A 17912-nucleotide genomic window follows, 5' to 3' on the forward strand; every position below is an offset into this window, starting at 1 on the left:
GCAGGTGGCGGAACTCCGCCGCAGGTGCGGTGGGCCGGGTCCGGCGGTCCGTGAGGTCCGCACAAGCCGCGAACGCGAACACGTACGCTGTCACCTCGTGAACCGCCGTACGTGGACGCTACTGACAAGTGTCGTACTGGTAGTCGCCTTCGGCCTGCTCGGCGCGTTCGTCCGGGTGCCGTACGTGGCGCTCGGCCCGGGGCCGACCTACGACACCCTCGGGATCGACGGGAACGTCCCCGTGATCAGCATCGACGGGCAGCAGACCTTCCCGACCGGCGGCCACCTGAACATGACGACGGTGTCGGTGACCGATCAGCTGTCCCTGCTCGGCGCGTTAGGGCTGTGGGTGAGCGGCCGGTACGCGCTGGCGCCGCGCGAGCTGTACTTCCCTCCGGACAAGAGCGAGCAGCAGATCGAGCAGGAGAACACCAAGGCCTTCAGCGACTCGCAGACCACCGCCGAGACCGCGGCCCTGCGCTACCTCGGCTACCCGATGAAGGTGCTGGTCGGCGAGATCGTCAAGGGCAGCCCGGCGGACGGCGTCCTGGAGCCCGGCGATCACCTGCTGGCGGCCAACGGCAAGCCGGTCACCGACCCGGTCTCGCTGCGGGCGGCGCTCGTCGGCACCAAGCCCGGCGACCGGGTGGAGATCCGGTTCCGGCACGCCGACCAGCCCGAGCAGGTCGCGAGCGTGCAGCTGGGCGCGAACCCGGGCACCGACGCGCAGGGCTTCCTGGGCGTGGCGGCGATCGAGCGGCCGGACGTCAACTTCGACATCAAGATCAGCCTGGCCGACGTGGGCGGCCCGTCGGCGGGATTGATGTTCACCCTGGCGATCATCGACAAGCTGACGCCGGGCGAGCTCAACGGCGGTCAGTTCATCGCGGGCACCGGCGAGATCAGCCCGACCGGCGAGGTGGGCCCGATCGGCGGCATCCCGTTCAAGATGGTCAAGGCCCGCGAAGCGGGCGCGACGACCTTCCTGGTGCCTGCGGGCAACTGCGCCGAGGCCAAGACCCAGGCGCCGGACGGGCTGCAGCTGGCCAAGGTCGCCAACCTCGACGACGCGACCAAGGCCCTCGACGCCCTCCGCGGCGGCCAAGTGCCCGCCAGCTGCTGATCAGCGACGGCGTTCCCGGTGGAGATCAGCACGCCGATCTCCACCGGAACCAGGTCAGTCCGCGAAGGTGGCGTGGAGCGCGGTGAGCAGGTTCGGGGCCAGCGACGGGTCCTGGATGAGCTCGCCACCGGTTTCCGCGTCGGACGCGCGCAGGCGCATCACGCACGTCTCGCCGCCGTCCCGCAGCACCGCCGCGACCAGCCGCGCCTCGTGGCGGTCCGGGTGCTCGGCGGCGATCTGCCGGTCCTGCTCGGTGTCGCCGGGCAGCTCTGCCTCCGCCTCCGGCGGCAGCACCACGATCTCCTGCACCACCGCGCAGCCGGTCACCTGCTCCGGCCACACGATGCCGCTCAACGCCTCGGCGAGGTCTTCGGCCGGCAGCGCTTCCTGCGCGATCGGGGTCAGCGGCGAGGCCGGGTCGAGCTGGTCGGCCAGCCCGGGTTCGGCGGCCAGCAGCTGGCTGGTGGACACGAGGGCGAACACCTGGGTGGGCTGGTCCCAGCCCGCGGCGTGGACGAACTCCTCGATCTCGCGGGCGGCCGACGGCAGCGCCGCGGTCAGGTCCTCGGGGGTCTCCGGTGGCATGTCGTCATGGTCGCACCGCCGGGCCCGGCGGCCGCCGCCGGCCGATCCGATGACCTGCGAAAGATGTCCGCTTAATCCAGTTCGCGAAGCCGCTTCCAGGAACTTCCCGATGGGGTCGTAGAGTTGAACATCACGAGGGCGGCCGGCCACCGGTACCGTCCCAGGCCTGCTGATCGTCACCAGGAGCGTGCGTTGTGGCCATGCGGCCCCCGGTAGGAATGCCGAAACTGTCCCGGCGAAGCCGGATCCTGCTGATCCTTGGCGGCATCGTGCTGGTCGCCCTGATCGCCGGATCGCGAATGCTGGGCACCTACGTGGACTGGCTGTGGTTCGGTGAGGTCGGCTATCGGCAGGTCTTCACCACCCAACTGCTGTCCCGCGCCGGACTGGGAGTGGCCGCGGCGGTCTTCCTCGGCGGCGTGCTGGCCCTGAACCTGTGGCTGGCCTTCCGCAACCGGCCGGTGTTCGTGCCGGTCAGCGGCCCGGACGACCCGCTGGCCCGGTACCGCACGGTGGCCACCGAACGCTCCCGGCTCTTCGGGCTCGGGCTGCCGATCGTGGTGGGCGTGATCGGCGGCCTCGCCGCGCAGGCCGACTGGCAGACCCTCCAACTGTTCCTCAACAGCGTGCCGTTCGGGCAGGTCGATCCCGAGTTCGGCCACGACATCAGCTTCTACACCTTCGAGCTGCCGTTCTGGCGGTTCTTGCTGTCGTGGGCGTTCATCGCGACAACCGTGTCCTTCATCGGCGCGCTGATCACGCACTACATCTTCGGCGGCATCCGGCTGGCCGGCCGCTCCGGCCAGCTGTCCATGCCGGCGCGGGTCCAGCTGGCCGTGCTGGCGGGCCTGTTCGTGCTGCTCAAGGCGGTCGACTACTTCCTGGACCGCTACGACCTGCTGCTGTCGCAGCGCAACCCGCTGTTCACCGGTGCCAGCTACACCGACCTGAACGCGGTGATGCCGGCGAAGCTGATCCTGATGTGCATCGCGGTGTTCTGCGCGATCGCGTTCTTCGCGGTGATCTTCCTGAAGAACCTGCAGATCCCGGCCCTGGCCACGGTGCTGCTGGTGCTTTCCAGCGTGGTGGTCGGCGCGGTGTGGCCGGCGCTGATGGAGCAGTTCTCGGTGCGCCCCAACGCGAACGAGCGGGAGGCGCAGTCGATCGAGCGCAACCTGGAGGCGACGAAGTCGGCCTTCAACATCGGTGAGCCCAACGTCCAGTTCGTCGACTACCCGGGCCGCACCCAGCTGCAGCCGGCCGAGGTGGCCGCGGACAAGGGCACCATCCCGAACATCCGGTTGCTCGACCCGAACGTGCTGGCCCCGACGTTCACCCAGCTGACCCAGCAGTACAACTTCTACGGGTTCACCGACAAGCTGGACGTCGACCGGTACCGGGACGCCAACGGCCAGCTGCGGGACTACCTGGTCGCCCTGCGCGAGATCAACACCGACGGCCTGGCCGTCAACCAGCAGAACTGGATCAACCGGCACACCGTCTACACGCACGGCAACGGCTTCGTCGCCGCGCCGGCCGACCGGGTCGACTCCACGTTCAAGGAGGGCGCCACCCAGGGCGGCTACCCGGTGTTCCAGATCAGCGACGTGGCCAACAACGGCCAGGGCGCGATCCCGGTCGAGCAGCCGCGGGTGTACTACGGCGAGCTGGTGGGCCGCAACGACTACGCGATCGTCGGCGGCAACCCGGGCGAGGCGCCCCGCGAGTACGACACCGACCAGCAGCAGTACACCTACACCGGCGCCGGCGGTGTCCCGGTCGGCAGCCTGTTCCAGCGCGCGGTGTTCGCCGCCTACTACGGCGAGCGGAACTTCCTGTTCAGCGGCGCGATCGGCGACGACTCGAAGATCATCTACGAGCGGAACCCGCGGGAGCGGGTGCAGAAGGTCGCGCCGTGGCTCAAGCTCGACGGCGACCCGTACCCGGCCGTGGTCGGCGGCAAGATCAAGTGGATCGTCGACGGCTACACCACGCTGAACAACTACCCGTACGCAGAGCTGACCGAGCTCGGCGAGGCCACCAACGACACCCTCACCGGCGTCGAGCGGCAGCCCAACCAGCAGATCAACTACATCCGCAACTCGGTGAAGGCGACCGTCGACGCCTACGACGGCAGCGTGGACCTCTACTCGGTCGACGACAAGGACCCGGTGCTCAAGGCTTGGGAAGGCGTCTTCCCCGGCGTGGTCAAGCCGGAGAGCGCGATCAGCCAGGAGCTGCGCGACCACTTCCGGTACCCGGAGGACATCTTCAAGGTGCAGCGCACGCTGCTCACCCAGTACCACGTCGACAACCCGGGCGACTTCTTCTCGAACCAGACCTTCTGGCAAGTGCCGTCCGACCCGACCGGCCGCGGCGGCAGCGCCGCCAACGCCGAAGGGCAGCAGCCCCCGTACTACGTGCTCGCCCAGGTCGGAGAACAGGGCCAGCCGCAGTTCCAGCTGACCAGCGCGCTCACCGCACTGCGCCGCGAGAACCTGGCGGCCTGGGTGTCGGCGTCCTCCGAGCCCGACAACTACGGCAAGCTCACGGTGCTGCGGCTGCCGACCAACAACTCGACACCGGGCCCGAACCAGGTCCAGAACCAGATGGAGTCGACCCCGGCGGTCACCGAGAACCGGACGCTGTTCAACAACCCGAACGTGACCGCGATCTTCGGCAACCTGCTGACCCTGCCGGTCGCCGGCGGCCTGCTGTACGTCGAACCCATCTACATCCAGCGCAACGAGCAGAACTCCTACCCGCAGCTGGCCCGAGTGCTGGTGTCCTTCGGCGGCAAGGTCGGCTTCTCCGAAACTCTGTCCGGAGCGTTGGAGCAGGTGTTCGGCTCGGGCGCCGGACAGGCCACCAACCCGGGCCAGAACGGCCAGCAGCCGCCGCCGGCCCAGGGCCAGCAGCCCCCGCAGCAGACCCCCGGCAGCCCCCAGCTGTCCCAGGCGGTCACCGACATCCGGGCGGCCCTGGAGCACGTCCGGAAGGCCCAGCAGTCCGGCAACTTCGCCGACCTCGGCTCGGCCTACCAGCAGCTCGACGACGCGATCAAGCGCTTCGAGCAGGCCCAGGGCAGCGGCGGCTGATCGGCATCGGCAACCGGGGCGGGGACCGCGCAGGCGGTCCCCGCCCCGTCTTTTTTTCCGGCGTCCGCTCGAGTGGAAATGACGTGCGTCACTTTTGGGGTCAGGCGATTTGCACTATGGTTCACCGACCCGTAAGGTTGGTGACACAACGACGCGGGGTGGAGCAGCTCGGTAGCTCGCTGGGCTCATAACCCAGAGGTCGCAGGTTCGAATCCTGTCCCCGCTACCATTTGAATGGTCAAAGCCCCCGACTGACGTCGGGGGCTTTTTCCCGTTGTTCTAATTCCCATACGGGGGCCGAGCCCCCGTAGACCCCCACGGTGCGGTGGTCGCTTCGCGTCGGCTCCTTGCTTGGGGAGCGTTCCCGGCCTGGATTCCGGACCAGCCCTTTGGTTCTGACGTGGGGCTGGATGCGGAGACTTGCGATGGGCTCTTGCGTTGCGTTGGGCGGGGCTGGGTGCTTGGGGGCGTTCGGTGGTCGTTGGTCCTCTGTTGGCTCTCCGCTGTCCCTCTGCTGGGGTTCTTCGGGTTTTGGCTGGTGGGGTGGGGGGTTTTGGGTTTTGGGGCCCCCCTTGTTCCGGGGGTTTTGGGGGTGTGTAAAGTACTCCGTACAACAGAAAAACGCAGACGGCGCGGGGTGGAGCAGCTCGGTAGCTCGCTGGGCTCATAACCCAGAGGTCGCAGGTTCGAATCCTGTCCCCGCTACTATTCAAACGGAAAGCCCCCGACTTCGGTCGGGGGCTTTCCGTTTGCTCAGGGCATTCTCTATGAGAGGCCTTTGGCCCATTGGCGGGCGCACGTCGGGGAGCAGACCCTTCCCTCTCCACGGACCACGCCCGTCGGGCGCATCGCTCGGCCACACACCATGCAGGCATCCGCGTCGCCTTCTCTTTGCATGGGCACCAGTGCCTTGGCCCGCTTCGCTTGCTCGGTGACCTTGTTGGTCATCTTGGTCTTGCTCTCGTTGACCTTGGTACGCAACCAACTGCGATGCACGCTCCGCACCTCCTGAACCGGCCCCTCATCGGCCGCCGACTGGTCGGCCAAGTGCAGGGTGCGTGTCACCTGTCGTAGTTGGGCAGCTCCAGAACGTGATAGCACCTCATTGCGCCAGGAAGACCCCCCATCCAGGCGAACCGCGGGAATGCTCGTCGCAATACGTGCAGACGTCCGGCCGCCCGCGTGTGCGCCCCGTGTCCGCCGCCGCCACCGCGCCAGTCGTCCGGAGCGCGCGCCAATGGCGCAACCGTTCGTCCACTTGGACCAGTCCACTGCAACCACTGTGGACAGAACTGGGGACCACTGTGGACAGCGAAGCGGTGGCATGGCACCGTGGCAGATGTGACCGAGCTGAATGCGACATCCGCTGCCCTGTTGGGACTACTGCACGAAGGTCCGAAGACCGGTGGCCAGCTGGTTGCGGCCGCCACCGAGCGCTTCGGAGGGTTCTTCAGCGTGACCCGCAGCCAGGTTTACCGCGAGCTGCCCGCGCTGACCGACGCCGGCCTGCTGCGCCTCGGCAAGCAGGGCCCGCGCTCCAGCCAGCAGTACGCGATCACGGCCGCCGGCAAGCGCGCCTTCAAGTCGTGGCTGAACACCGAGCCGGGACCGGACAACGTCCGCAGCCCGCTGATCCTCCGCCTGGTCTACTCGGGTTCCCTGACGCCGAAGCAGCGTTCCGGGCTGGTCGAGTCGGCCCGCACCCAGTACGCGGTGAAGATGGACGAGGCGAAGAACGCGGCCAAGGCCGCGACCGATCCGTACGAGAAGGCCGCCGCGGACTTCACCGTTTCCTACAACCGGGCGATCATCAAGCTGCTGGACTCGATTCCGGACTGAACCACCCCGGGGCCGAACAGTCATGAGTGGTGGCGGTCACGAAACGGCCAAAACCGCTCCGACTGGAAACGGGCCGTCCTCGTGGGCGGCCCGTGCCCGGTGAAGTACGCTGAGCACTGTGAATCCCGACGTCGCTGCCTCGCTCAAGGAACTCTCCAACACCCTCGAAGGCATCGAGAGCGTGATGGATCTGGATGCCCTGCGCGCCAATATCGGCGAGCTCGAGGCCGAGGCCGCCAAGCCGGACCTGTGGGACGACGTCGAACACGCGCAGCGGGTCAGCAGCCAGCTCGTGCACCGGCAGGCCGAACTGCGCAAGATCACCGAACTGCGGCAGCGCGTCGAAGACCTCGAAGTGCTCTACGAGCTCAGCGAGGACGAAGGCGACACGGCCGGGCTGTCCGAGGCCGACGAGGAGCGGGACCGCCTCCGGAAGGACCTCGAAGCACTCGAGGTGCGCACCCTGCTCTCCGGCGAGTACGACCAGCGCGAGGCGATGGTGACCATCCGCGCCGAGGCCGGTGGCGTCGACGCGGCCGACTTCGCCGAGATGCTGATGCGCATGTACCTGCGCTGGGCCGAGCGGCACTCCTACCCGGCGGAGGTCTACGACACCTCCTACGCCGAAGAAGCCGGCCTGAAGTCGGCGACGTTCCGGGTCAACGCCCCCTACGCCTACGGCACGCTCTCCGTCGAGCAGGGCACGCACCGGCTGGTGCGCATCTCGCCGTTCGACAACCAGGGGCGGCGGCAGACCTCCTTCGCCGGCGTCGAGGTGCTGCCGGTCGTGGAGGAGACCGACCACGTCGACATCCCGGAGAAGGACATCCGGGTCGACGTCTTCCGCTCCTCCGGCCCCGGCGGGCAGAGCGTGAACACCACCGACTCCGCCGTCCGGATCACGCACATCCCGACCGGCATCGTGGTGTCCTGCCAGAACGAGAAGTCGCAGCTGCAGAACAAGGCCGCCGCGATGCGCGTTCTCCAGTCCAAGCTGCTGGCCCGCAAGAAGGAAGAGGAGCGCGCCGAGCTCGACGCCCTCAAGGACAGCGGGTCGAGCTGGGGCAACCAGATGCGCTCCTACGTGCTGCACCCCTACCAGATGGTCAAGGACCTGCGCACCGAGCACGAGGTCGGCAACCCCGACGCGGTGCTCGACGGCGACATCGACGGGTTCCTGGAGGCCGGCATCCGCTGGCGTCGCCAGCAGCACAGCGTGGCCTGACCAATACCGCGAGCCAGGGCCCTGACCGGCGACGAAGTCGCAGGTGATCGACGGTTCCGCCGCCGGTCCGGGTGAGTGATGTCCCCCTAACGGTCGCAGGTAAACTCACGCCCCGTGATCCGCCTTGAGCACGTGTCCAAGACGTACAAGACGTCGACCAGGCCCGCTCTCGACGATGTCTCGGTGGGCATCGAAAAGGGCGAGTTCGTGTTCCTCATCGGGCCCTCCGGGTCCGGTAAGTCGACGTTCATGCGGCTGCTGCTGCGCGAGGACGTGCCGACCCGCGGACAGGTCTTCGTCGCCGACTGGAACGTCGCCAAACTGCCGCGGCGCCGCGTCCCCCGGCTCCGCCAGCGCATCGGCTGCGTGTTCCAGGACTTCCGGCTGCTGAACAACAAGACCGTCGCGGAGAACGTCGCCTTCGCACTGGAAGTGATCGGCAAGCCCCGCAACGACATCCGCCGCGTGGTGCCGCAGGTGCTGCAGCTGGTGGGACTCGAGGGCAAGGCCGACCGGATGCCCCACGAGCTCTCCGGTGGTGAGCAGCAGCGCGTGGCGATCGCGCGGGCGTTCGTCAACCGGCCGCTGGTGCTGCTCTGCGACGAGCCCACCGGGAACCTCGACCCCGACACCAGCCAGGACATCATGCTGCTGCTGGAGCGGATCAACCGCACCGGCACCACGGTTGTCATGGCCACCCACGACCACTCCATCGTCGACTCGATGCGGCGCCGCGTCGTCGAGCTCAGCCTCGGCCGGGTCATCCGCGACGATGCCCGCGGCGTCTACGGCGTCGGCCGCTAGCTCCCCCCGAGAGCGCCCGACCCGCACCTGAGGACAACACCCCCGACCGGCAGGAAAGCTGACACAAGATGCGCGCGAGCTTCGTATTCAGCGAGGTCGTCAACGGCCTTCGGCGCAACGTGACGATGACCATCGCGATGATCCTGACGACCGCCATCTCGGTCGGCCTGCTCGGCGGCGGTCTCCTCGTGGTCCGGATGATCGACAAGATGCAGGAGACCTACCAGGACCGCGTCGAGGTCGTGGTGTTCATGACCGACGATGTCAGCGCCAACGACAAGGACTGCACCCAGCAGCCGTGCGCGAACATCATGGCCGACCTGAAGAAGGTCCCCGGCGTCGAGTCGGTGAACTACGAGGACCGGCAGAAGGCGTTCGAGAACTTCAACAAGGTCTTCGAATCGCAGCCTGAACTGCGCGACGTGGCCCGCGCCGAGGCGATGCCCGCCTCGCTGCGCGTCAAGCTGTCCGACCAGGAGCGCTTCCCGGCGCTGCAGCAGCAGTTCAGCGGGCGGCCCGGCGTGGACAGCGTCGTCGACCAGGCCGAATACCTGAACCGGCTGTTCGACGTGCTCAACGGGATCCGCAACGCGACGTTCTCGATCGCGCTGGTGCAGGCGCTCGCGGCGTTGCTGCTGATCTCCAACACCATCCAGCTGTCGGCGTTCACCCGGCGCACCGAGACCGGCATCATGCGGCTCGTCGGCGCCACCCGCTGGTACACGCAGCTGCCGTTCCTCCTGGAGGCCGTGGTCTCCGGCCTCATCGGCGCGTTCCTGGCGATCATCGGCCTGCTGATCTCCAAGGCCACCTTCATCGACCGGGTCATGTCGCCGGTGTTCGGCACGGGCATCATCCCCAACATCGAGTGGGGCGACATCGCGCTGATCTCGCCGATCCTGCTGCTCGTCGCGGCGGCGGTCTCGGCCGTCACCGGTTACGTCACGCTCCGCCTGTACGTCCGGCTGTAGCGGGATGGCAGTGCCGCGGTTCGCGCCCGCGAACCGCGGCACCGAAAGTCACGTGACACGAAAGCTAGAGTTGTTCGTATGGTGAAGGAACGCGGCCGCAAGGTCATCGCGCAGAACCGCAAGGCGCGGCACGACTGGGCGGTGCTGGACACCTACGAATCCGGCATCGTGCTGACCGGTACCGAGGTCAAGAGCCTGCGGCAGGGCAAGGCACAGCTGGTCGACGGCTTCGCCACCGTCGACGACGGCGAGGTCTGGCTGCGCAACGTGCACATCCCGGAGTACACCGAGGGCACGTGGACCAACCACGAGCCGCGCCGCTCCCGCAAGCTGTTGCTGCACAAGCACGAGATCATCCGGTTGATCGGCAAGATCAAGGAGAGCGGGCTGAGCCTGATCCCGATGACGCTGTACTTCAGCGACGGGAAGGCGAAGGTCGAACTCGCCCTCGCGCGAGGCAAGAAGGCGCACGACAAGCGGCAGGATCTGGCCAAGCGCGACGCAGACCGCGAGATGCAGAAGGCGATCGGCCGGGCACGCAAGGGCATGCGGTAGTGCCGCCCCGCAGCGACGCGGATGTGCCGGCCTGGGCGGCCGAACTCGGGTTGCCCGGGCTGGTCGACATCCACACGCATTTCCTGCCGGAACGGGTCCTGCGCAAGGTTTGGGCCTACTTCGACGAGGCGGACACGAACTACGGCTTCGAATGGCCGATCCACTACCGGCACGCCGAGGAGATCAGGATCCAGGCGCTCCGCGATCTCGGGGTGACGACCTTCGCGCCGCTGGTCTACGCGCACCGGCCGGACATGGCGGCCTGGCTGACGGACTGGGTGCTCGACTTCGCCGAGCGCACGCCTGACGCGGTGCCGACGGCGACGATCTTCCCGGAACCCACGGTCGCGGAATACCTGGCCAAAGCGCTCGACGCCGGCGCACGGTGCGTGAAGGTGCACGTCCAGGTCGGCGCTTTCGACCCGCGCGACGAATTGCTCGATCCGGCGTGGGGCCTGCTCGCGGAGGCAGGCGTGCCTGCCGTGGTGCATTGCGGCGACGGTCCGCTGAAGGGCGAGCACACCGGGCTCGACGTGTTCGAGGGCGTGCTGCGGCGCCACCCGCGGCTGGTCGCGGTGCTGGCGCACGCGGGCATGCCCGACTACGAGGCGGCGCTGGATCTGGTGGATCGCTATCCGGGCGTGCACCTCGACACCACGATGGTCGGAGTCGCGTTCACCGAACGGATCGCGCCGCTGCCCGCGGACTGGTCGGCCAGGCTGGCCGCGCACCCCGACCGGATCGTGCTGGGCACCGACTTCCCGAACATCCCGTACCCGTACGCCGAGCAGCTCGCGGCCATCGAGAGCTGGGCCGAAGCCGAGGACCGCCTCGGCGCGGACTTCCTGCGCGCCGTGCTGCACGACACGCCGTCCCGGCTGCTCGGGCTCGGAACTTGATCGTTTAAGGGATATGGGAATGATCGCCGGGAGGCGAGGCGTTATGCTGATGTACACCGGTTCGAAAGCCGAGCCGGTAGCAAGGGGGTGAACGGTTTCGACTCCGTACGTTGATCCAAGGGAAGCGTGCCGGTGCAGGCGGGAGACCACCGTGAGAGTCGCCGCAATTGAATAAGCGCCGACAAGAGTCAGCGCGAGTTCGCCCTCGCCGCCTGAGCGAGGAGCGACTCTGTCGGACCGGGATCGCCTCCGACCCGGGATCCGGCATCATTTAGGAGGCTCTCACCGCCAGGTCCGGTCGCGGGACCTGGTGGGACATCGAACAGCGACTGGGCTTGTCACACCGGCTAGTTCGCGGGACCGGTGAAGCCGAGCAGAGACACAGCGGACTGCGCACGGAGAAGTCTTGGTGAGGCGACGGAGGACCCGGGTTCGATTCCCGGCACCTCCACTTCGTGGAAGGCGAGTGCTCGCATAGGGCGCTCGCCTTTCTCGTTCTCGGATCATTTTGGGGGGCCGAGCCCCCCAACCCCCCCCACGGTGCGGGGGTTGCCTTTCGTCGGCTCCTTGCCCGAGGAGCGTTCCCGGCCTGGTCGTTGACCAGCGTTCCTGTCTTGGCTGTTCAATGGGGTCGCGCCTGCGGCTCTCCGTTGTGATCGTGGCCTTCGGGTGTGGGTGGCCTTCGGTGTCGCCGGTGCTCGTCTTCGGTTTTGGGTTGAGCGTCGAGCGCAGCGGCCAGTTCGTCGCGTCGGGTGGCCAGTTGCTTGCCGGTGGCGCGTAGGCCGGCGAGGCGCTGGCCGACGAGTTCGTCATTGAGGGTGCCGTTTTCGAACGCGGTGAGGTAGCGGTCGATCTTGCCGTTGGTCTTGGCGATCTTGGCCTCGACGCCGGCGAGTTCGGTTTGCTGGGTGTGCTGTCCGGCGTGGTCTTGCCATTGGGCTTCGGCTACCGCGTCGGCGATGAGTGCGTGGTGGTCGCGGTAGGACCGGGCGACGGCATCGTGCACGGCGGCCGCTACGGCGTCGGTGTTGAGGCGGCAGTGCGGCGCCTGTGCGGAGCCCGAACTTCGGAGATCTGGGGTCGGCGTACCGGGCGCTCTTTCCGCTCGGTGCTCGTACTGGTGAACGAGCGCTTGTTGGGTTACGCTTCAGCTCCCTTTCGCGATTCAAGATGATTATTCCGTATTGCGGAATTCTTTGGGCTCAGTTCTGTCGCCGGCCGTCTGCGGACGGCCCTCATCATGCGACGACGCATCGGAGGTAGCGCTGTGGAAACGGCATCCGGGGCATCCGGGTGGTCTCAACGATCGCCCGACGGCAAGGTCACGTTCTCCGATCAGATCGAGAACGCTTACGACCGAATCGGCGTCACCAGTGCGCACAAGCAGATCTTGTTCATGGTCCTCCTCGGCATCTGGTTCGACGCCCTGGAGCAGAACGCGGTCGGCCTCACCGGTCCCGTGTTGAAGGAGTCCTGGGGGCTCGGTGGGGCCGAGATCGGCTTCCTCAACACGATGACCTTTACCGCGACCGCCCTGGGGCGGCTGGTCACGGGCGTGATCATCGACCGGTTGGGCCGGCGCACCATGCTGATGGTCAACCTGATCGTCTTCGCCTGCGGTTCGTTGCTGTGCGCCCTGGCACCGAACTACGCGGTGCTGGCGGCGGGCCGCTTCATCGTCGGTTTCGGGCTCGGCGGTGAGATCTCGGTGGCAGTCATCATGATGGCGGAGTTCTTCGCCGCCCGGCACCGCGGCACCGCGGTCGGACTGATCAACGTGACCGCGGCCGGTCTCGGGAACATGCTGGCGCCGCTCTTCGGCATCCTAGTGTTCGCGATCTTCGATGGCCCGGACAAGTGGCGTTGGATCTTCGGTCTGCTGTTCCTGCCGGCCATCCTGATCATGTTCTTCCGTCGCTACGTGCCGGAGACTCCCCGGTTCCTGGCCGCCAGCGGGCGGATCGACGAAGCCAACGTCGTGATCAACCGGCTGGCCCGGGGCCAGCTGAGCGGACCGATCGAGAACCCGGAGCGGTTTCTGACCCAAACCGGCGCGCAGGAGCCAGGGCGGCAGCCTCGCTCGGACTGGCGCGCCGTGCTGCGGGGCCGACTGCTGCGCCGCACCTTGCTGCTCACCGTGGCCGTGTGCATGTCCTACGCCGCACAGATCTCGATGTTGACCCTGATGCCCACGATCCTGGTGGCCACCGGCTACAACCTCACCTCCAGCCTGGGCTTCACTCTGCTGATGCAGTCCGGTTCGCTGGCCGGCGCGATCGTCGCGGCATTCGCCGCCAGCCGGCTGCCCCGCAAGAAGATGCTCACCGGCGGTGCCGTACTCGGCTGCCTGGCCGGTCTGTCGATCGCCATGTTCTCCAGCAACATCGTTCTGGTGCTCGTTTTCGGCTTCCTGTTCAACTTCGCGTTGATCATCCTGAACACCACGATCTGGTTGTTCGCCCCGGAGCTCTACCCGACCCGGGTTCGGGGCATCGGAACCTCGATCATCTTGGCGATGGGGTCGCTGTCCGGCGGCCTGTTCCCCTTGGTGTCCGGCTTCGTCTTCGACGCCAGCGGCCTGACCGGCATGTTCGCGATGCTGGCCGCGCTGTTCGTGATTCTCGGCATCGCGGTCCAGTTCCCGCCGGAGACCTTCGGCAAGCCGATGGAGGAGGACGAGCAGATTGTCCACGCCTGAGACCGGACGGGCACTCCTGGTCAATCCGAACACCAACCGGGCCACCACCGAGATGATGCGCGCGCTCGCCGCGAGATCGCTGCGCGGCAGCGGGCTTGACGTGGACGGGATCACGGCGGCCGCCGGCCCGTCGATGATCGTCGACCCGGCGGCACTGAAGGAGTCCGAGAGCTACGTTCGTGATGCCGTGCTGCGGGCGCTGGATGCCGCCGAGGAGGGAGGTCACCGGTATCTCGCCGTGATCGTCGCCGCGATCGGGGACCCGGGCCGCCGTCGGCTCGACGAGGAGCTCGACCTGCCGGTCGTCGGCATCGGTCAGGCCGCCATCCGCGCCGCGGGCCAGGCGGGACGCCGGTTCGGCATGGCCACCAGCACACCCCTGTTGCTGGACTCCCTCACCGCTCAGGTCGCCGAACACCGGATGTCCGAGGGATTCACCGGGGTCCGGTTGACCGAGTCGGAGCCGCTGGTACTGGCGGCCGACCCCGAGCGGCAGTTCACCGAACTGGCGGCGGCGGTCGACCAGTGCACGGCGGCGGACGGCGCCGACGCGGTGATCATCGCCGGTGGGCCGCTCAGCGAGACGGCCCGCCGGATCGCCGACTCCCGCACCTGCGAGATCATGGAACCCATCCCGAGCGCGGCCAGACAGGTGTTGCAGGAGCTGGGACTGTCCGGGGTCTGAACGGGTTCGGCGACCCCCGGTTGTCGATCCAGTGGGCGGAGGCGGTCGTCTCCCGCCGTTTTTCGGCGGCGCGACCGTCTCCTCTCTCGCCGGTTCGGGGCCGAGCCATCAATCGTCCCGCTGCTCCGGGTTGGTCTGGGGGGGCGGGCTTTTTTGGCGCCAGAGGACCGTGATGGCTGCTAGGCCTGCTATTGCCGGGAGGGTTCCTAGGGTTACGTAGAGGGATGGGATTACTTTTGTGTACTCGCCTCCTGTGAGGGTTAAGTTCATTAGGGCCGCCGTGGCTCCTAGGGCGAACATTGCCGTTGATGCCGGTCGTGACCAGCGGGCCCGCCGTCACCTCGCGGAACCTGCGGATGATGGAGGATGCGCTCGGCGCGTTGCGTGCCACGGGTTTTCCGTTGGATGTCGGGTTGGACGTGCTGCACTCGTTGACCGGCTTCGTCGTCGGGCACGTTGTGACCGGCGGTCGGCGGGAGGCTTCCGAAAAGGTGCGGCATCTGTCCGATGTGGACGCCGCGGAGTTTCCGCTGTTGGCCGAGGCCGCCGCTCGTGTTGAGCGGCGGCAGGGCTCGAACTCTCGCTTCGACTTCGCACTCGACGCCATGCTGGCCGGGCTCGAAGTCGCCCGGACTTCGGGTCGGTAGGAGGTCAGGCGACTTCGCCGCCGACTCCCGAGCGCCCCGGCGGCACTCCGACCAGGTGCACGGTCACGTCTTCCCGGATCTGGTCGCCGAAGACCTCTGTTGCCGCTTCGGTTATCGACGTGATCAGCACCGCCGGGTCGAGCCGGGTCAGGCCTGCTTCGCGCATGTTCAAGGTGACCTGCACGGCTTCTCGCGTCGCCGGCGCTCCGCCGGAACCCCAGCGGTGGCGGGGGATTCCGAACAGTTCCACGGCCACCAGCGGCCTGAAGTCCTCCCCGTACGTCTTGGTCGCGGCGTTGGTCAGGGCTTGGATGAGCTTTCGCTCGGCGTTCCCGTCGAGCATCTCTTCGTGCAGTTTCACGGTGAAGTGCGGCATCGTCGGCCCCTTAGGTCGTCGTAGCATCGATAGAGGAGCGGTTTTGCTTTGAAAACAAAACCTCTTTGTAAACAAAGCTATTGGTTGGACGTGGTGGATGTCAACGAAAGACCGCGATCCCGGCGTCGACGATGCGATCCGGGCGCTGCTGCTGCTCATGCCGAGGCTCGTCGGACGCGCCAAACGGCTGCGGATCCCCGACGAGCTCCAGTCGCTCGCGCTGGCGCCGCGGCACCTCTCGCTGCTGTCCTACCTGCTCTTCGACGGGCCGATGACGGTGAACGAGCTGGCCACCAGGCTGGAGGTGGCGCCGACGACGGTGAGCCTGATGGTCGGCGAGCTGAGCCGCAAACACGTCGTGGAGCGGCGGGAGGACGAGGCGGACCGGCGGCGCCGGATCGTCAGCATCACCGACGAGATGCTGCCCGCGATCGACGGCTGGCTGGCCCGCGGCGCCACGGCATGGCGCAACGCGCTCGCGCCGCTGACGCCGGAGCAGCGGCGGATGTTCATCGACACGCTGCACGCCTACGAACTAGGCGTCGCGGACGAATCGTGAGCGCCGTCCTCCGCATCAGGGCTCGTGAGTGCTTTTTGTTGCTATAGAGGCTGTTTCCAAACTCGATCTGCGTGGCGGTGCGGGTGGCGGAACCTCAGGCGCCTTCTCGCTGTGGGATCCCCGACATCATGAATGACCAATTCACCACGTCGGGGCTGTCCTCGCGAGAAGGCCTCTGAGAACCCGCGGCGGTGCCGGTCGCGTAGGTGGGCTAAGCGGCTGCGCCGCTTCAAAGACAAAACGCCCGCGTTATCACATCCGCACGTCACCACATCCAAAACAGGCTCTATAGCGTCGAAAAGTACTCGCGACCCCGCTTGGTGGAAAGATCTGCCGGAAGGCTGACGACCGGCTGCTGTTCGGGCGGCCAGGCTTGGCGGCATGAAGACGAAGATCGCGAGTTTGCTCGGTGCCGTCGCCGTGCTCGGCGGGGTGGTGGCGGGTTCGGCATCGGCCCAGCCGCCACCGGCGACCGGGGATTCCGTTGCCTGGCGGGACTGCTTAGACGGCCTGCAGTGCGGCGAGATCGCCGTTCCCGCGGATTGGTCGCAGCCCGGGGGAGCGCAGATCGAGATCGGGTTGGGGAAGCTGCCCGCCCGTGATCAGGCGACCAAGCTCGGCACGCTGGTGGTCAACCCCGGTGGGCCGAATCCGGTGCTCTTCGCCCTGCCTACCGTGCAACGCCAGTTCGACGAGTTGACCAACTGGTTCGACGTGGTGCTCTTCGATCCCCGGGGCATGGGAGAGAGCAGCGGCGTGACGTGCCCGGAGCCGATGCCGTTCGCGGCCGAGTTGCCGCCCCCGGATCGCGAGGCGTACGGGGAGTACGCGCTGGCGAATCGCCGCTTCGCCGAGGCCTGCGCGCCCGCGTTGGGCCCGCTGCGCGGCAACCTCAACTCCTGGGAGGTGGCCCACGACCTGGATGCCATCCGCGTGGCGTTGGGCGAGTCCAAACTCAACTACTTCGGCAACTCCTACGGCACCATGTACGGCCAGGCCTATGCGGAGCTGTTCGGCGGGCACGTCGGGCGGATGTACCTGGACAGCGTGGGCGAGCACATCAGCCGCGAGCTGTACGACTGGGTCGCGCCCAAGGCTGCGACGCTCGAGAACAACCTGCAGCGGTTCGCCGACTGGTGCCAGGCGGAATCCAGCTGCGCGTTGGCGGGCCGGGATGTTCTGTCCACATGGGACAACCTGCTCGCCGAGGCGGCGCGGGAACCGATCCCCGCTCCCGGGGCTGGCCCGGACGTCGTCGTCGGTGCCGAGCGGATCGTCGCGTCGACCGGGGAGAAGGTGCGTCGGGAGGACAACTGGCCCGCGTTGGCCACCGCCCTGGCCGCTGCGGACTCCGGCGATGCGACCGCGTTCGCTCCGCCATCGGCACTGCCTCCGCAACCGGACGTGCCCGGAGCGGCGTTGATGGGGATCACGACGTGCGCGGATCTCGCCTACCGCACCGGCCACGACGATATGAAGCGCATCGAGACCAGGCTTCGCGCCGAGGTGGCGCCGCGGCTGGGCTGGGGCATGCTCTGGACCACTGTCGGCAGGTGCGCCGGGCTGCCGCGAACCGGGCTCTTCCCGCCGCATCCGCTCCGGCCGGCACCGGGCTTGCCGCCGGTCCTGATCGCCAACGGCAGCAACGATGGTGGCGCGCCGCCGGAACACGGCCGGCTACTGGCCGCGCAGCTGCCCGGTGCCCGGTACCTCCCCGCAGACGGGAACCACGCGCTCTACCTGGGCGGGAACCGGTGCGTTCGGGACCACGTGCACCGCTACCTGACCGCCGGTGAGCTGCCGCCTCCAGACGCGCACTGCTCAGCCGCTTGATCGGCTACAAACATC

17 protein-coding genes, 2 tRNA genes and 1 other RNA gene are annotated in these 17912 nt (G+C 67.7%); 16 read left to right on the forward strand and 4 right to left on the reverse strand.

The window, feature by feature from the left end:
- Positions 1-97: 97 nt before the first annotated feature.
- Positions 98-1123 (forward strand): PDZ domain-containing protein, encoded by a 1026-nt coding sequence (locus tag AB0I53_RS11695; protein ID WP_358600269.1) that lies wholly within the window; start codon positions 98-100, stop codon positions 1121-1123.
- A 54-nt stretch (positions 1124-1177) separates the two neighbouring features.
- On the opposite strand, the gene AB0I53_RS11700 is transcribed toward AB0I53_RS11695, so the two are convergent.
- Positions 1178-1708 carry a PPA1309 family protein gene (locus AB0I53_RS11700; protein WP_358600272.1) on the reverse strand — a complete coding sequence of 177 codons (531 nt, stop codon included), beginning with the start codon at positions 1706-1708 and terminating at the stop codon, positions 1178-1180.
- 200 nt (positions 1709-1908) lie between these two features.
- Here AB0I53_RS11700 and AB0I53_RS11705 point away from each other — a divergent pair, with 200 nt between their 5' ends.
- The 3 genes from AB0I53_RS11705 (at position 1909) to AB0I53_RS11715 (ending at position 5511) form a co-directional block, all read left to right on the forward strand.
- A complete protein-coding gene (locus AB0I53_RS11705) occupies positions 1909-4806 on the forward strand; it encodes a UPF0182 family protein (protein WP_358600507.1) in 2898 nt (965 codons plus the stop codon).
- A 152-nt stretch (positions 4807-4958) separates the two neighbouring features.
- Positions 4959-5035 (forward strand) — tRNA-Met (locus AB0I53_RS11710).
- A 402-nt stretch (positions 5036-5437) separates the two neighbouring features.
- Positions 5438-5511, forward strand: a tRNA-Met gene (locus AB0I53_RS11715).
- 60 nt (positions 5512-5571) lie between these two features.
- Here AB0I53_RS11715 and AB0I53_RS11720 read toward each other — a convergent pair.
- On the reverse strand, positions 5572-5871 hold the full coding sequence (locus AB0I53_RS11720) for a hypothetical protein (protein WP_358600275.1): 300 nt from the start codon (positions 5869-5871) through the stop codon (positions 5572-5574).
- 276 nt (positions 5872-6147) lie between these two features.
- Here AB0I53_RS11720 and AB0I53_RS11725 point away from each other — a divergent pair, with 276 nt between their 5' ends.
- The 7 genes from AB0I53_RS11725 to ssrA all read left to right on the forward strand — a co-directional run bounded on the left by AB0I53_RS11725 (position 6148) and on the right by ssrA (position 11553).
- Positions 6148-6645, forward strand: coding sequence for a PadR family transcriptional regulator (locus AB0I53_RS11725; protein ID WP_358600278.1), 498 nt, complete (start codon positions 6148-6150; stop codon positions 6643-6645).
- Between the two features lie 118 nt (positions 6646-6763).
- Positions 6764-7870, forward strand: coding sequence for a peptide chain release factor 2 (prfB, locus tag AB0I53_RS11730; RefSeq protein ID WP_358600281.1), 1107 nt, complete (start codon positions 6764-6766; stop codon positions 7868-7870).
- A gap of 114 nt (positions 7871-7984) precedes the next feature.
- Positions 7985-8674, forward strand: coding sequence for a cell division ATP-binding protein FtsE (gene ftsE / locus AB0I53_RS11735; RefSeq protein WP_093262250.1), 690 nt, complete (start codon positions 7985-7987; stop codon positions 8672-8674).
- 68 nt (positions 8675-8742) lie between these two features.
- Positions 8743-9645: a permease-like cell division protein FtsX gene (gene ftsX / locus AB0I53_RS11740; protein WP_358600284.1), complete on the forward strand. Its 903-nt coding sequence runs from the start codon at positions 8743-8745 to the stop codon at positions 9643-9645.
- Positions 9646-9723: 78 nt separating this feature from the next.
- Positions 9724-10200 carry an SsrA-binding protein SmpB gene (gene smpB, locus AB0I53_RS11745; protein ID WP_358600287.1) on the forward strand — a complete coding sequence of 159 codons (477 nt, stop codon included), beginning with the start codon at positions 9724-9726 and terminating at the stop codon, positions 10198-10200.
- Complete coding sequence (locus tag AB0I53_RS11750; protein ID WP_358600290.1) at positions 10200-11099, forward strand: amidohydrolase family protein; 900 nt, start codon at positions 10200-10202, stop codon at positions 11097-11099. Before smpB ends, AB0I53_RS11750 begins: the two co-directional genes overlap by 1 nt.
- 83 nt (positions 11100-11182) lie before the next feature.
- Positions 11183-11553, forward strand: a transfer-messenger RNA (tmRNA) gene (gene ssrA, locus AB0I53_RS11755).
- A 168-nt stretch (positions 11554-11721) separates the two neighbouring features.
- On the opposite strand, the gene AB0I53_RS11760 is transcribed toward ssrA, so the two are convergent.
- On the reverse strand, positions 11722-12105 hold the full coding sequence (locus tag AB0I53_RS11760; RefSeq protein WP_358600293.1) for a hypothetical protein: 384 nt from the start codon (positions 12103-12105) through the stop codon (positions 11722-11724).
- 261 nt (positions 12106-12366) lie between these two features.
- Between AB0I53_RS11760 and AB0I53_RS11765 the strand changes: the two genes are divergently transcribed.
- The 3 genes from AB0I53_RS11765 to AB0I53_RS11775 all read left to right on the forward strand — a co-directional run bounded on the left by AB0I53_RS11765 (position 12367) and on the right by AB0I53_RS11775 (position 15129).
- Complete coding sequence (locus AB0I53_RS11765) at positions 12367-13797, forward strand: MFS transporter (RefSeq protein WP_358600296.1); 1431 nt, start codon at positions 12367-12369, stop codon at positions 13795-13797.
- Positions 13784-14482, forward strand: coding sequence for an aspartate/glutamate racemase family protein (locus tag AB0I53_RS11770; RefSeq protein ID WP_358600299.1), 699 nt, complete (start codon positions 13784-13786; stop codon positions 14480-14482). The genes AB0I53_RS11765 and AB0I53_RS11770 overlap by 14 nt, the downstream gene beginning before the upstream one ends.
- Before the next feature lie 308 nt (positions 14483-14790).
- A complete protein-coding gene (locus tag AB0I53_RS11775; protein ID WP_358600302.1) occupies positions 14791-15129 on the forward strand; it encodes a TetR/AcrR family transcriptional regulator C-terminal domain-containing protein in 339 nt (112 codons plus the stop codon).
- A gap of 4 nt (positions 15130-15133) precedes the next feature.
- Here the strand turns inward: AB0I53_RS11775 and AB0I53_RS11780 are convergent, their stop codons facing one another.
- Positions 15134-15505: a hypothetical protein gene (locus AB0I53_RS11780; protein WP_358600304.1), complete on the reverse strand. Its 372-nt coding sequence runs from the start codon at positions 15503-15505 to the stop codon at positions 15134-15136.
- Between the two features lie 97 nt (positions 15506-15602).
- On the opposite strand from AB0I53_RS11780, the gene AB0I53_RS11785 reads away from it, so the two are divergent.
- Both AB0I53_RS11785 and AB0I53_RS11790 read left to right on the forward strand, forming a co-directional pair.
- Positions 15603-16064 (forward strand): MarR family winged helix-turn-helix transcriptional regulator, encoded by a 462-nt coding sequence (locus AB0I53_RS11785; protein ID WP_358600306.1) that lies wholly within the window; start codon positions 15603-15605, stop codon positions 16062-16064.
- Positions 16065-16445: 381 nt separating this feature from the next.
- Positions 16446-17897, forward strand: a complete 1452-nt coding sequence (locus tag AB0I53_RS11790; protein WP_358600309.1) for an alpha/beta fold hydrolase — start codon at positions 16446-16448, stop codon at positions 17895-17897.
- Positions 17898-17912 lie beyond the last annotated feature (15 nt).

Origin of the sequence: Saccharopolyspora sp. NPDC050389 (assembly GCF_040655595.1) — a bacterium.
Classification (GTDB): domain Bacteria; phylum Actinomycetota; class Actinomycetes; order Mycobacteriales; family Pseudonocardiaceae; genus Saccharopolyspora.